This is a genomic window from Microbacterium sp. NPDC089186 (genome assembly GCF_040685115.1).
GTDB classification, from domain to species: Bacteria; Actinomycetota; Actinomycetes; order Actinomycetales; family Microbacteriaceae; genus Microbacterium; species Microbacterium galbum.
In genome coordinates, this window is record NZ_JBFBHJ010000002.1 from 360,216 (window position 1) to 373,395 (window position 13,180).

Annotated in this window: 14 protein-coding genes; 5 read left to right on the forward strand and 9 right to left on the reverse strand. The window is 71.4% G+C overall.

Features of this window, described 5'->3' with window-relative positions; genetic code table 11:
• Window positions 1-58: 58 nt before the first annotated feature.
• The gene (locus AB0N82_RS07965) at window positions 59-1,051 is read right to left on the reverse strand and encodes an aldo/keto reductase (protein WP_363390150.1); all 993 of its coding nucleotides are present in this window, start codon (window positions 1,049-1,051) and stop codon (window positions 59-61) included.
• A gap of 151 nt (window positions 1,052-1,202) precedes the next feature.
• Here AB0N82_RS07965 and AB0N82_RS07970 point away from each other — a divergent pair, with 151 nt between their 5' ends.
• Window positions 1,203-1,685, forward strand: a complete 483-nt coding sequence (locus AB0N82_RS07970) for a hypothetical protein (protein ID WP_315994943.1) — start codon at window positions 1,203-1,205, stop codon at window positions 1,683-1,685.
• Between the two features lie 137 nt (window positions 1,686-1,822).
• Here the strand turns inward: AB0N82_RS07970 and AB0N82_RS07975 are convergent, their stop codons facing one another.
• From AB0N82_RS07975 to AB0N82_RS07985, 3 genes are all read right to left on the reverse strand, one after another.
• Window positions 1,823-3,151, reverse strand: coding sequence for a Cpe/LpqF family protein (locus AB0N82_RS07975; RefSeq protein ID WP_363390153.1), 1,329 nt, complete (start codon window positions 3,149-3,151; stop codon window positions 1,823-1,825).
• A gap of 142 nt (window positions 3,152-3,293) precedes the next feature.
• Complete coding sequence (locus AB0N82_RS07980; RefSeq protein WP_363390156.1) at window positions 3,294-4,739, reverse strand: PepSY-associated TM helix domain-containing protein; 1,446 nt, start codon at window positions 4,737-4,739, stop codon at window positions 3,294-3,296.
• Window positions 4,740-4,978: 239 nt separating this feature from the next.
• A complete protein-coding gene (locus tag AB0N82_RS07985) occupies window positions 4,979-5,578 on the reverse strand; it encodes a hypothetical protein (RefSeq protein ID WP_363390159.1) in 600 nt (199 codons plus the stop codon).
• 116 nt (window positions 5,579-5,694) lie between these two features.
• On the opposite strand from AB0N82_RS07985, the gene AB0N82_RS07990 reads away from it, so the two are divergent.
• Complete coding sequence (locus tag AB0N82_RS07990) at window positions 5,695-6,741, forward strand: DUF1731 domain-containing protein (protein ID WP_363390162.1); 1,047 nt, start codon at window positions 5,695-5,697, stop codon at window positions 6,739-6,741.
• Window positions 6,742-6,810: 69 nt separating this feature from the next.
• On the opposite strand, the gene AB0N82_RS07995 is transcribed toward AB0N82_RS07990, so the two are convergent.
• Entirely contained in the window at window positions 6,811-6,969 is a 159-nt protein-coding gene (locus tag AB0N82_RS07995) for a hypothetical protein (protein ID WP_298873663.1), read from the reverse strand.
• 141 nt (window positions 6,970-7,110) lie between these two features.
• On the opposite strand from AB0N82_RS07995, the gene AB0N82_RS08000 reads away from it, so the two are divergent.
• A complete protein-coding gene (locus tag AB0N82_RS08000; protein ID WP_315994948.1) occupies window positions 7,111-7,383 on the forward strand; it encodes a hypothetical protein in 273 nt (90 codons plus the stop codon).
• A 1-nt stretch (window position 7,384) separates the two neighbouring features.
• Here the strand turns inward: AB0N82_RS08000 and AB0N82_RS08005 are convergent, their stop codons facing one another.
• Window positions 7,385-8,314, reverse strand: coding sequence for an AraC family transcriptional regulator (locus AB0N82_RS08005; RefSeq protein ID WP_363390166.1), 930 nt, complete (start codon window positions 8,312-8,314; stop codon window positions 7,385-7,387).
• 86 nt (window positions 8,315-8,400) lie between these two features.
• Between AB0N82_RS08005 and AB0N82_RS08010 the strand changes: the two genes are divergently transcribed.
• Complete coding sequence (locus tag AB0N82_RS08010) at window positions 8,401-8,865, forward strand: GNAT family N-acetyltransferase (RefSeq protein WP_315994950.1); 465 nt, start codon at window positions 8,401-8,403, stop codon at window positions 8,863-8,865.
• 187 nt (window positions 8,866-9,052) lie between these two features.
• Here the strand turns inward: AB0N82_RS08010 and AB0N82_RS08015 are convergent, their stop codons facing one another.
• Entirely contained in the window at window positions 9,053-9,946 is an 894-nt protein-coding gene (locus AB0N82_RS08015; RefSeq protein ID WP_363390170.1) for an SDR family oxidoreductase, read from the reverse strand.
• Window positions 9,947-9,998: 52 nt separating this feature from the next.
• Window positions 9,999-11,807: a glycoside hydrolase family 15 protein gene (locus AB0N82_RS08020; protein WP_363390173.1), complete on the reverse strand. Its 1,809-nt coding sequence runs from the start codon at window positions 11,805-11,807 to the stop codon at window positions 9,999-10,001.
• A 169-nt stretch (window positions 11,808-11,976) separates the two neighbouring features.
• Between AB0N82_RS08020 and AB0N82_RS08025 the strand changes: the two genes are divergently transcribed.
• Window positions 11,977-12,543, forward strand: a complete 567-nt coding sequence (locus tag AB0N82_RS08025; protein ID WP_315994953.1) for a DNA starvation/stationary phase protection protein — start codon at window positions 11,977-11,979, stop codon at window positions 12,541-12,543.
• A 102-nt stretch (window positions 12,544-12,645) separates the two neighbouring features.
• Here the strand turns inward: AB0N82_RS08025 and AB0N82_RS08030 are convergent, their stop codons facing one another.
• Window positions 12,646-13,083, reverse strand: coding sequence for a hypothetical protein (locus AB0N82_RS08030; RefSeq protein WP_315994954.1), 438 nt, complete (start codon window positions 13,081-13,083; stop codon window positions 12,646-12,648).
• Between the last annotated feature and the right edge of the window lie 97 nt (window positions 13,084-13,180).

The window sequence follows — 13,180 nt, forward strand, 5'->3', positions numbered from 1 at the left end:
CTTCGATGAGAAGCCGGGCCCGCCTTCAAGGCGGGCCCGGCTTCTCGTCATGGCGGCGTCACCACTGCGGGTGGATCTCCGCGCGCAGACGACGGTCGTACACGTCGCGCACGAGGGCGTCGAACGCGTCGAGGTCGAAGCCGCCGTCGAGCAGGCCGCCCGCCTCGGCGTTCGCGCGGGCCTGCTGCACCGAACGCGCTCCCGGGATGACCGCCGTGACACCCTCGCGCGACGCGATCCACGCGAGCGTCGCGGCCGGCAGCGTCACACCCTCGGGGAGCGAGGCCTTGAGTTCGTCGGCCGCGGCCACGCCCTCCTCGAACGGCACTCCCGAGAACGTCTCGCCCTTGTCGAAGGCTTCGCCGTTGCGGTTGTAGGTGCGGTGATCGTTCTCGTCGAAAGTGGTGTTCGTCGTGTACTTCCCCGACAGCAGGCCGCTCGCGAGCGGCACGCGCGCGAACACCGCGACGTTCTTCTCGGCCGCGAGGGGCAGCACCTCGTCGAGGGGCTTGAGGCGGAACGGGTTGAAGATGATCTGCAGGTTGGTCAGGTTCGGCCGCAGCAGCGCCGACAGCGCCTGATCCATGGTCTCGACCGACGCCCCGTAGGCGGCGATCACGCCCTCCGACACGAGCTGGTCGAGGGCGTCCCACGTGGCGTCGCCGTCAATGACGGCCGACGGCGGGCAGTGCAGCTGCACGAGATCGAGCGTCTCGGTGTCGAGCAGACGACGCGAGCGATCGAGCCAGCCGCGGAAGTTCTCCATCACGTAGTTCTCGGGCACCTGGTCTTCCCGGCGCCCCATCTTGGTGGCGACGGTGATGCCGGCATCCGGCCTGCTCTTCAGGAACGCCCCGATGATCTGCTCGGACCGGCCGTCTCCGTAGACGTCGGCGGTGTCGAAGAGGGTGACGCCGGAATCGGCCGAGGCCTCGAGCACGGCACGGGCATCGCCCTCGCTGACATCACCCCAGTCGGCGCCGAGCTGCCAGGTGCCGAGGCCGATCGCCGAGACCTCACGGCCGGTACGGGAGAGGGGACGCTGCTGCATTGCGGTTCCTTTCGAAGCTTCTCCGAGCCTATCCAGCCCCTCCGACACCGGGGCCGATCGACGACGGATGCCGGTGACCCGGCGAGCGCAACCCCGGATGCGCTCGCGCACCCGACGCCTAGCGTGGCGACACACCCACGGAAGGAACAGCATGGACACCCCCGCCGAGCGGCTCCCCGGAGCCGACGAAGAGAACATCGTCCCCGACTCCGACGGTCTCGCCGCCGATGTGCCCGCGGGCGCCGCGGGCGCCGATTCGGGAGCCGTCGGCACGGCTCGCATCGACCCCGACGACGAAGCGCGCCTGCAGGGCATCTCGAGCCAGAACGACCTGCCCGGCGTCGGCACGCGCGCCGCCGACGGACTCACCGAGCGCGGCACGGACGACGCGCGCGGCGAGGGCGGGTCGACATCGCGCCACACCGAGGACACCGGGGGCGCCGACCACGACGACCTCCCCACGGAGAAGAGCGAGGACGTGCGGACCCCGGCCTCTCCCCCGCGCAGCGACGACGGCGGCGAACCGCACGTCGACGCCGACGACCCCATCGCGGCCTTCCAGCCGGGCGTCGGTCGCGACTCCGCGGCATCCAGCAAGATCGCCCAGGGCCTCCCCGACCCCGACGAGGCCTGACCGGCCGACGCGGGAGGTCCGGTCGTCCGGACCTCCCGCGCCCGGTCCCTTCGACAGGCTCAGGAACCTCCCCACGTAGAAGGAAGGCTGACCCCGTCGGAGCCTCCGCAACCCGCGACCCGGGCCGGTCCCGATCGTCAGTGCGTCAGGCGCAGGGCGTCCTCGGCGAGGTGGAAGAAGCTCGGCATCGCCTCCGACACCGCGGCGACGTCGGTGTCGGCCATCAGCAGCACCACCGTCGCGTCCCCCGCGTCGTCGCGCACGAACCAGCTGCCGGTCAGCACACCGCGGCTTGAACCGCCCTTGAACGCCACGTACGGCCAGGTTCCGACGTCGAGTCCCTGGCCCGGGTTCTCGCTCAGGATGCCGAGCACCTCGGCATCCTGAGTCCGCTGCAGCGCGTGGTGCACGGCGGCGACGTCGGCCGCCGACGCGAACCAGTCGAACCCGTTCTGCCACTGCGACGTGGTCACCGCCTCGCCCTCCACGGCGAGGGGCGCCGCGGCGATGCGGTCCAGCACCGCGCGCCTGCCCGCTTCGTCGGCGGCTTGCCATTCCGACCGCAACGCGGGGTCTCCCCACCCGAGGGTGAAGATCTCCTTCGTGGAGGGGAAGGGCGTCAGCGCCGCGGGGTCGGCGTGGCCGCTGCGCGCGACCGCCGCTTCGACGCGCTCCCGACCGAGCCGCGCGATGAGCAGATCGGTCGCCGTGTTGTCGCTGATGCGGATCATGGCCGACGCGGCATCCCGCACCGACACCTCGGTGCCCGCGGGGGCATCCTGCAACTCGCCCGAGGGCAGACTGCGGTCGGTGTCGGCGAGCACGAGGGTGTCGCCCCACGACACCTCCCCGGATGCCACGGCCTCCGCCGTCGCGAGCAACACGTACAGCTTGAACGCCGACGCCAGCGGGGCGGAGCGGTCGGCGTCGAGGGAGATCACGGTCTCGTCGCCCCGCTGCACGAGGGCGCTCACCTCGCCGGGCAGTTCGCGCAGCCGCTGCTCGACCTCGTCGAGCGAGGTCGACGGCTCCCAGGCCGGGGCGACGGGGCTCAGCAGCATCGTGGTGATCCGCCCCGCGGAGTCGATCGCGAGGGTGAGGTCGAACGGGTCGCCGAGGGCGCCGGCGACCGTGGCGCGCGCTTGCGTCTCGGTGCCGGTGTAGGCGGTGACGGTGAACGGCGCCGCCGGGCGGATCTGGCGGTTCACCATCTCGGCGACCTGCTCCGCCGGCACCTGCTTCTGGAAGTTCTCGTCCAGCACCCGAGCCCACTCCCCGGCCGTGGTGTCGTTTTCGGCCTCGAACAGGTCGAGGACCCACGTCACCCGATCCCCGACGGGGGTGGAGGGGATCTCGACGGATGCCGCGGCGCTCGCGGTCGGGACGGGTTTCGCGCTCGTGCATGCGGTGAGGGCGGCGACGGCGACGAGCGAGACGAGGGCGGTCAGGCGACGGGCGAGGGTCACGAGGTTCCTTCCGGTGGGGTCCTCCCACGCTACGAGCGGGCGGCGTCGCGCACCTCCCCCTCTCGACGGAGGTGCGCGAAGCGGCCGGTGCGCGGGACGACATCCGCCGGACCCCCGTCCGCGGCATACCGTCCCCCGGGCCTCAGCGCGCTGCCGTGCCGCGCGTCCCCGACGGGGCAGCGCGCCGCGCCCGCCCCCCGACGAGCACGTCGATCACGACGAACGCGGCGAGCGTGTAGCCCACGAGCGGCAGGAACAGCCCGATCGCGATCGCGACGACGAGCACCGCCGCGATCCCCCACCACGGCGCGCGCCCCAGAGCCCCTCGGGCCGGTGCGGCCGCGAGACCGCGGGTCGGTCGACGCCTCCACCACATCGCGTACCCGAGCACGACGAGAGCGGCGATGCCGAGGGCGAGCGCAAACAGCACGAGCTGGTTGGCGAGGCCGAACATCGTCCCCGAGTGCAGATCGATGCCCCACCGCGAGAGTTTCGCGAGCAGGGGGTAGTCGGCGAAGTCGACGCGATCGGTCACCTGCATCCGCGATCCATCGATCGCGACGGCATCCACCTCGGTCGGGAAGCTGCGATGGATCTCCTGCACCACCCACGCCTTCCCGGCGGCGGCGGGCGGCTTGATCTCGACGTCGCCGCTGTCGACGTTGATGCGCTGCGCGATCGCGAGGACCGCGTCGAAGGTCGCGGAGTCGGCGGGGCCGGTCGCTGCCGCCGCGCTGTGCCCCGCGTGCCCGGCATGCTCTCCACCCGCTGCCGCGCCGTCGAGCGAGGTCGTCAGCGTCGGAGTGCCCTCCCCCACCGCGGCTCGGAGGTCGGACACGTGGGCTCCGGCGAACGTCGACCACGTGATGCCGGTCGCCGAGAGGAAGACCGCGCCGAGCACGACCCAGATCCCGACGGCGGAGTGCCACCCCGACAACCGGCGGTAACCGGTGTGACGGCGGTTCGGACGCACGAGGTCGCGGCGGCCCCGGCGCGAGCGCACGAAGCGTCCGATCCACAGTCCGAGCCCCGCAAGCGCGACGATCCCGAGCCAGGATGCCGCGAGCTCGCTGTACCAGCGACCCGCATCCCCGAGGTGCAGCGACCGGTGCAGGTCGCTGATCCAGTGCCGCAGCGGCAGCGCTCCGCTCGTGCCGTAAGCGGGGAGATCGCCGCGGATCTCGGTCGTGGCCGGATCGACGAAGATCGCTCGCGTCGTGCTCTCGGGCAGCGTCTCGTCGGCGAACATGACGCGCGTCGTCGTGCCGGCCTCGGGCGCGGGGCGCACCGCGACGGGCGTCGATCCGTCGCCGAGGTGGGCCCGCGCCGCCTCGATCTGGGCGGCGAGAGAGACCCCCGGGGCGTCCGAGGCCGCGGTCAGCTCGTGCGCGTACATGACCTTCTCGAGGGTCGGTGCGACCGCGTACAGGGCCCCGCTCACCGCCGCGACGAGGATGAACGGCCCCACGAGGAGACCGGCGAAGAAGTGCAGGCGCCGCAGCAGCGGGGTGAACCACCCTGCGCTGCCGGGCGGGCGGACGGCTGCGGAGGGGGCCGCGGCCGCAGGAGGGGAGTCGGTGGCGGTCATGCGACGACCACCGGACGAAGACGGGAAGAGGGCATGGGGATGTCGCTTTCCGGGCGCGAACGCCCGTCATCCGGCGCGCACAGCGGCACCGGTGCCGCGCCCTCCGACGGGCGGCCCGCGGGCCGGCGCGTGCGGAGGAGCGCGGAGAGGAAGGGGGCGCATCCGGGAGGGATGCGGGAGGAACCGGCGCGCGAATCGCGCGCGGCCGGATCCCCACCCGGAAGAGGGCGGGGAGAAGCTCAGGATGCCGCGAGCGGCGGACCGCGACGGCGAGCCGACGCGACGATGACGGTCGAGATCGGCACGACATCGGCGACGATCATCGCGTGCACGCGACGACTCGGCGCCGGGCCGACGGAGACGGCGGCGACGCGCGCCCGCGCGCGAACCCACGCGACGCAGCGACCGGCGAGCGCCCCGAGGACGGCGACCGTGCGCTCACCGCGATGCAGCATCGCCGTGGTCGCGACGGCCGCGACGAGGTGACCGGCCCACATCGTGGCATCCACCGAGACGACCGGTGCCGCGGCGTCACCCGTCAGCAGGAGCGGCGCGCCGTGGACGTGACCCGCGACCCCGGGCTGGAAGCTGCCCAGCACGAAGAGCAAGTGGAAGAGCAGCTGGCTGAGGGCGACCGCGAGCCCGAGACGCGCCGGCGAGAGCCGTCGTCCGGCGAGGACGGTGCACACGACGAACGACAGGGCGAGGGGCACGACGACCCCGAAGAGCCCGGGCACCTCCCCGCCGCCGGAGACGTGGGAGAGCAGGGCGACGAAGGTGGCGACGGATGCCGCCACCGCGCCGCGCGCGACGCGCGGGGCCCGGCTCTGTCGTCGCATGGACTCATTGTGGCAGCACGCGAGGACCCCCTCCGCGCCCGACGAACAGGCTGTGCGACGAGGATCGGCGGTTCGCACGACTCGGTCGGTAGCATCGACCGACGACAGGAGCCCCCGTGACCGATCACCCCGCAGACCGCGACGGCGACCCGCGACCCGCTTCGCGCCCGCGCGCCGTCATCGCCGGCGCGAGCGGCTTCGTCGGGCGGGCACTGACCCGCGCGTTCGAGGACGACGGCTACGACGTCTACACCGTCGGCCGCACGGGGTCCGCGGTATGGGGGGATGCACCGGCGATCGCGCGCCTGGTCGACGGCGCCGACGTGCTGATCAACCTCGCCGGGAAGATCGTGTCGTGCCGGTACACCGACGCGAATCGCGACGAGATCCTCCGCTCCCGCGTCGAGACCACGCGTGCGCTGCACACCGCCGTCGCTGCGGCCGACACGCCGCCACGCGTTTGGATGAACGCCTCCACCGCCACGATCTACCGGCACGAGACCGAGCGTGGCAACGACGAGGTCGAGGGCGTGCTCGGTGAGGGGTTCTCGGTCGACGTCGCCACGAGGTGGGAGCGTGCGTTCTTCGCCGGCGAGCTGCCCGCGACGCGCCGCGTCGCGCTGCGTATGGCGATCGTCCTCGGCGACGGCCCCGCCACGCGCATGCTGTTCGCCCTCGCGAAACTCGGAGTCGGCGGGCCCCAGATCGACAGCTGGTGGTTCCCGCACCGGCGCTACCGCGGCATCGGCGCCCGTCCGACCGGACCCGTGTGGTCGTCGTGGCACCGGACGCGCGGACACCAGCGCTTCAGCTGGATCCACATCGACGACGTCGTGGCATCCGTCCGCTTTTTGCGCGACCACGACACGCTCTCGGGGCCGGTCAACCTCTCCGCTCCGGGCGTCAGCGACAACCGCACCCTCATGCGGGAGCTTCGGAGGGTGGCCCGGATGCCGTGGGGCCTGCCCGCGTGGAGATGGATGCTCGACCCGGCGATGGCGGTCTTGCGCAACGAGCCCGAGCTGGTGCTCAGGAGCCGGTGGGCGCTCCCCCGCCGACTGACCGAGGCGGGGTTCACCTTCCGGTTCGCCGAGCTCGGCGGCGCCCTCGACGACGTCGCTGCATCGCGTCGGCCCCGAGCGCGCGATATTCTCGCCGCCTGAACGACGACGCCGCCCCGGCGCGGCCTCCCGGGGGCGGCACGCGCGGAGCGGCGTCGGTGAGACCGGTGGTCAGACCTGTCGACGGATGAAGCGCATGAGCGCGGCGATGATGCCGATGATCAGGATGATGATCCCGATCCACAGCAGGAACTTCACGGCCTCGACGAAGACGCCGAGGAACAGGAGCACGAGGCCCACGATGACGAGGATGATGGCGAGAGCTGGCATAACTCCACCCTGCACCTCCGGGCGGGCCCGCGCCGCGGCCTTGACACGCGCCGAGCCGGCCGACAAGGACGTGTCAAGACGGTCGCCGACTCGGCATCCGGCGGCTAGCGTCGAGCACACCACGACCCCGAGGAGGCGGCTATGGCCGATCGCGACGTCACCGAACACGCAGGCGGACACGGCACCGGACCCGGCGAGGGGGAGTACACCGACGTCCAACTGCCCGACGGCGAGATGGACCGCGGTAGCGCGGACCAGCCCGGGGAGTACGTCGACCGCGAGAACGCCGACGGCAGCGAGAGCCGCCCGCGCGCCGACGAGGCCGGCGCCTACACCGACGTCGAGCAGCCGAGCGGCCACGAGTCGCGCGAGGACCTCGACGACCCGGGCGAGTACACCGACCGCGATCGCTGAGTCAGCGATCCAGCGTCCGCCGCGGCGTCGTGCGATACGCGTCGCGGTAGGCCTGGACGAAGGCCGCGAGATCGACGAAGCCCCAGCGCGCCGCGATATCGGCCACGTTCGTCGCCGTCGGGTCGGCAGCGAGCAGGTCCGCATGCGCGGCGCTCAGCCGCGCGTGCGCCAAGTGGTCTTCGGGAGTGGATGCCAGATGCCCATTGGCCAGGAATGCCCGACGCAGGCCCTGCGTCGAGGTCCCGATCGCCCGGGCGGCGTCGTCGATCGTGACGGGCAGCGACGCGTGATCGTCGATCCACGAGACCGCCGCGGCATAAACCGCCGCCTGCTCGATCGCCGATGCCCGCCGCTCGCGCGGATCGCCGAGGAGGGGGAACGCTTCGAGCGTCGCAGCGACGAGCGCACGGCGCACGTGGGCGCGAACGAGCGGCTCGGCGAGCAGAGGCGTCTGTGTGAGGGACCAGCGCACCGTCGCCAGCCAGTAATCGCGCAGCCGCCTCGACACGGGACCGGTGTCGCCGAAGCGGATCTCCAGCGCCTCGTCGCCGTAGATCGTCCGAGCCGCCTCGCGGAGCCACTGCGCATCGAACGACAGCAGCTGCACCTCGGTCTCGTCCGGGCGGCCGATCAGCTCGTGCCCGGGCTCGACGATGCCCGGCTCCACGCTGTAGTCACCCTCGCGCGATCCGATGCTCCACGCGTATCCGGGGCCCGAGGTGGCGAAGAAGAAGCGGTCGGCCTCGTAGACGATCTCGGCTCGGCACTCCCAGGCGAGGCGTCGCAGTGCGAAGGACTCGTCGCCGACGGCGTGCTCGGAGATCGACGCGTGGTCGGCCAAGACGTCGACGCGCCCATACTGCGCCTGGAGCCAGGCCTGCGTGTCGGCGACGCCGTCTGTGCGGACGCGCGAGTCGAAGAAGTCGTTCATAACGAGATGCGCGAGACCCCTGAAAGACGTCGCAGCACGCCCCATGATAGTTAACCTCCGCTTCGAAACCGCCGGGAGAGAACCCCATGACCGATGAGCCCGTCATCCGCTCCATCCACCCCGACGACGCCGGCGAGGTGCTGACGATCCAGCGCGCCGCCTTCGCCAGCGAGGCGCTCATCTACGGCGACCCCGACATGCCGCCGCTCACCCAGACCCTCGAGGAGCTCGCCGCCGAGCTCGTCGAGAACCTCGGCTGCGTCGCGGTGAGCGGGACCCGCATCGTCGGCGCCGTGAGGGCCCGCCGCGACGGGGATCTGCTGTTGATCGGCCGGCTGGCGATCGCGCCGGACCAGCAGGGCGAGGGCCTGGGAACGCTCCTGCTCGCGGCGGTGGAGGAGCGCGGACGAGAGGCCGGGGCGACCGAGGCCGAGCTGTTCACGGGCGGGCTGAGCGAGGCGAACCAGCGCCTGTACGAGCGCGAGGGCTATCACCGGTCCGAGACCACCGCCGACGGCGAGATCTTCTACCGCAAACGCCTCGACGCCTGACCCGCTTCGGGTGGCTTCGACAGGCTCAGCCACCTTTCGCCTGCGTGCCGCGCGCGAGCGCCCCGAGCCGCCCGCAAGGCCCGCGAGCCGCACGCGAGGTCCCTGAGCCTGTCGAAGGGACCGCAACCCCGCACACGCCGAAGGGCCGCCGTCCGAACCCGGACGACGGCCCCTCGCGGCGCAGCGCTTACGGCGTGGGCATGCCGCCGTTGACGTTCAGCGTCTCGCCGATGACGTAGCTCGACTCGGCCGACGCGAGGTACACGTACGCCGGGGCGAGCTCGGCGGGCTGACCCATTCGTCCGAGCGGCGTCTCCTCGCCGAACTCGTCGACCTTCTCGTCGGGCTGTCCGTCGGTGACCTGCAGCGGCGTCCAGATGGGTCCCGGTGCCACCGCGTTGACGCGGATGCCCTTGGGCGCCAGCTGCTGGCCGAGAGCCTTGGTGAAGGTGTTGATCGTCGCCTTCGTCGAGGCGTAGTCGACGAGGATCGGCGCCGGCGAGTACGCCTGGATCGACGTCGTGTTGATGATCGTCGAGCCGGGCTGCAGGTGCGGCACGGCCTCCTTGCAGATCCAGAACATCGCGTAGACGTTCGTCTTGAAGGTGTCGTCGAACTGCTCGTCGGTCAGCGTGGTGACGTCCTCGTTGAAGATCTGCTTGCCGCCGTTGTTGACGACGATGTCGAGCCCGCCGAGGCCCTCGACCGCTTCCTTCACGAGCGTGCGCGCGTACTCGCGCTCGCGCAGATCGCCGGGGATCTGCACCACGGTCGCGCCGGCCTCGCGCAGGATGCCGGCGATGCGATCGGCATCCACCTGCTCCTGCGGCAGGTACGACATCGCGACCGAGGCCCCCTCGCGGGCGAACGCGATGGCGGTGGCCGCGCCGATGCCGGAGTCGGCGCCGGTGATGAGCGCCTTGCGCCCCGTGAGTCGGTCGCTGCCGACGTAGGTGTCCTCGCCGAGGGCGGCCTTCGGCGTCAGCTCGGCATCGAGGCCGGGCTCCTTCTGGTCCTGCGACTGCGGGTCGATGTCGGCGTAGAGCTTCGCCGGGTCGGTGAAGGTGTACTGCGTGCTCATGGCGAGTCCTTTCATGGGGGATGCCGGGGCGGGGCCGCCTCGACGGGGAGGGTCAGCGGTTCTTCAGCGCGACGTCGTCCACGAGGTCGCGGATGACGAGGGCGGCGTTGATGAGGGCGAGATGGCTGAGCGCCTGCGGCAGGTTGCCCCAGAACGCGCCGTCGGACTCCGCGATCATCTCGGAGTAGATCCCGACGTCGTTGCCCTGGGCGACGAGGGCGTCCATCGCCTCGAGGGCCTCGTCGTGCCGACCGACGCACGCCAGGGCGGTGGCTCGCCAGAAGGCGCAGGCGACGAACGTCTGCTCCTCCTGGTCCATGCCGGTGTAGCGATAGACGAGGTGGTTCTCGGTCGTGAGACGCTCCGTGATGGCATCCAGGGTCTTCGACATGCGCTCGCCCCGGTCGAATCCCGTCGGCGCGTGCAGCAGCACGGAGGCGTCGAGGTCTTCGCTGCCGGGCGCGATCGTGTAGGCCTGCAACTCGTCCGACCAGCAGCGCTCCTCGACCCAGCGGTGGATGCGGTCGCGCTCGGCGCGCCAGCGGTCGCCGTTGTCGGGGATGTGATCGCCGTCCGCCAGCCACTGGGCGTCGTCGAGGGCCTTCCAGCACCCCATCTTCGACGAGGTGTAATGGCGGAGCTCCGGGAGTTCCCACATGCCCGAGTCCTCGCGGCGCCAGAGGTCGCACGTGCGATCGGCGACGTCGGCGAGGAGCCGCCCGGTCTGGGTGTCGAGGCGGTTGCCGGCCTCGACGTAGGTGCGGCACAGCGCGATGAGGTCGCCGTAGACGCCGAGTTGCAGCTGCCCCTGCGCGGGGTTGCCCGTGACGACCGGCTGATTGCCGTTCCACCCCGGGACCTCGTGCTTCTCGAGCCCGATCTCGGCGTCCCCGTCGAGCGTGTACATCACCTGGACCTCGGGACCGTTCTTGCGGATCGTCCGCAGCAGCCACGAGATCGCCGCGTGCGTCTCCTCGCGCAGACCGAACCCCACCCACGCGTGCGCGGTATAAGCGAGGTCGCGGACCCATGCGAAGCGGTAGTCCCAGTTCTTGCCGCCGCGGGGGTTCTCGGGCAGCGATGTCGTCGCCGCCGCGGCGATCGCCCCGGTCGGGCTGAACAGCAGCAGCTTCAACGCGAGGGCACTGCGTTGCACGTCGTCGGCCCACGGACCCTCGTACGAGAACTCGTCCGACCACATCTGCCAGCCGCCGATCGTGCGGTCGATGCCCCGGTCCACGTTCTTCGCGTCGGGGATGCGCAGCGGCTCGCCCTCGGTGGCGGCGATGACGAGGAGGTGCCGCGATCCCTTCGTGGTCGTGAACCCTCCGTCGATGCTCTCGTCGCCGGCATCCGGGTCTCCGTGGACTCCGTGCTCGTGGCCCGTCACCGCGAGCGAGACATGGCCGATGCGCATGATCGAGAAGCCGTCGATGCGCTCGGTCCACGGCGCCGCGGAGCGGAGCATGGTGCCCGGTTGCACGCACCACGCGAACTCCACTTCGCCCTTCACCCCGTCGACGCGGCGGGCGAGCTCGGCCCACGGCAGGCGCCCGGCGATGCCCGTGACCATGGCGTCGGTGAGGGTGGCCACCCCGGAGGCGGTCGTGAACGTGGTCTCGAGGACGTTCGTGCGCGGGATGTACCGCCGAGAGACCTCGTACTCCTCCACGGGTGCCAGTTCGATGCAGCCTCCCGCCGACTCGTCGACGAGACGCGCGAAGACCGGGCGGGAATGGATATTGGGCAGCGGAAGCCAGTCCACCGAGCCGTCGAGGCCGATGAGCGCGACCGTTCGGCCGTCGCCGATCGCGGCGTAGTCGCGAAGCGGCCGAGACGGTGCGGGAGGAGTGGGAGGCACGTCTTCACGCTAGGAATCGCGCGCCGAGGCTCCCCCGGGGTTGTCGTATGGCGTCCGAGCGGCTACGGACGCGGCTCCGGTACCTCTCCTCCGACGCGCTCGCAACCCCCGCCGCCCGCTCGAGCCTGCGGCCTAACGTCGCTACCGACCGTGAGCGAAAGGAACGCGCATGTCCGCCACCACCACCAAGGACGCCGCCCCCACCAAGAACCGTCGCCGCCCCGCGCGCGGAGGCAGCGGTCCGGAGACCACCGACGAGCAGAACGCCGAGAAGGGCTTCCAGGCGTCGGAGCAGTTGACCGACGCCCTCCAGGCCGTGCTGGTCGACCTCATCGAGCTGTCGATCCAGGGCAAGCAGGCCCACTGGAACGTCGTCGGCAAGAACTTCCGCGACACCCACCTGCAGCTCGACGAGATCATCGACGCCGCCCGCGAGTTCGGTGACGAGATCGCCGAGCGCATGCGCGCGCTGCACGCCCTCCCCGACGGACGCAGCGACACCGTCGCCGAGACCACCACCCTCCCCGAGTTCCCGCAGGGCGAGGTCGACACGGCCGAGGTCATCGACCTCATCACCGAGCGTCTGGATGCCGTCGTCGGCACCGTCCGCGACGTGCACGACGACGTCGACGAGGAAGACCCCACGAGCGCCGACATCCTGCACGGTGTGCTCGAGCGCCTCGAGCAGCTGTCGTGGATGGTCAGCGCCGAGAACCGCGTCGCCCGCAAGTCCTGAGCGGAATCGATCACGACGGATGCCGGGGCCTCAGGGCCTCGGCATCCGTCGTTCGTGCGAGGGCCCGGGCGCCGCACCGATGATCGGCGCGGACAGGAATCGTCAGCCGCGCGCGATCAGCAGGGGCGGGTGCGGGCCCTCAAGCCGCGCGAGCGAGGCCTTCATCTCGACGATGCTGTCGGTCATGCCGGCGATTCTCGCGGTGATGTCGAGAATGTTCGCGTCGATCTTGAGCAGCCGGTCGTCGATCTGCCGTTCGCGGGCGTCGATACGCGCCATGCGCTCGTCGAGCCGTGCGTCAGCGCGGTCCATGCGGGCATCCGCCCGCTCCATGCGGGCCTCGAGGCGGTCGAACCGGTGATCGATCTGTTCGAACCGCTGATCGACCTGTTCGAACCTCCGGTCGACTTGCGCGAAACGCTGATCGACCTGCGCGAAGTTGCGGTCGGTCCGACGCTCGACCCGATCGAGCATCCATTTCACGCCGCCCAGGATCGCCGCAGAGAACGTGAGGAACAACGCGGCGAGGGCGATGAACACCTGTGCGATGTCGAGAGTCACGGCCGATCCTTCCTGTGCGCGGCGTGCGTTCACTGTACGACGCCGCTCACCGGGAATCACATGCGCACGTGCGATC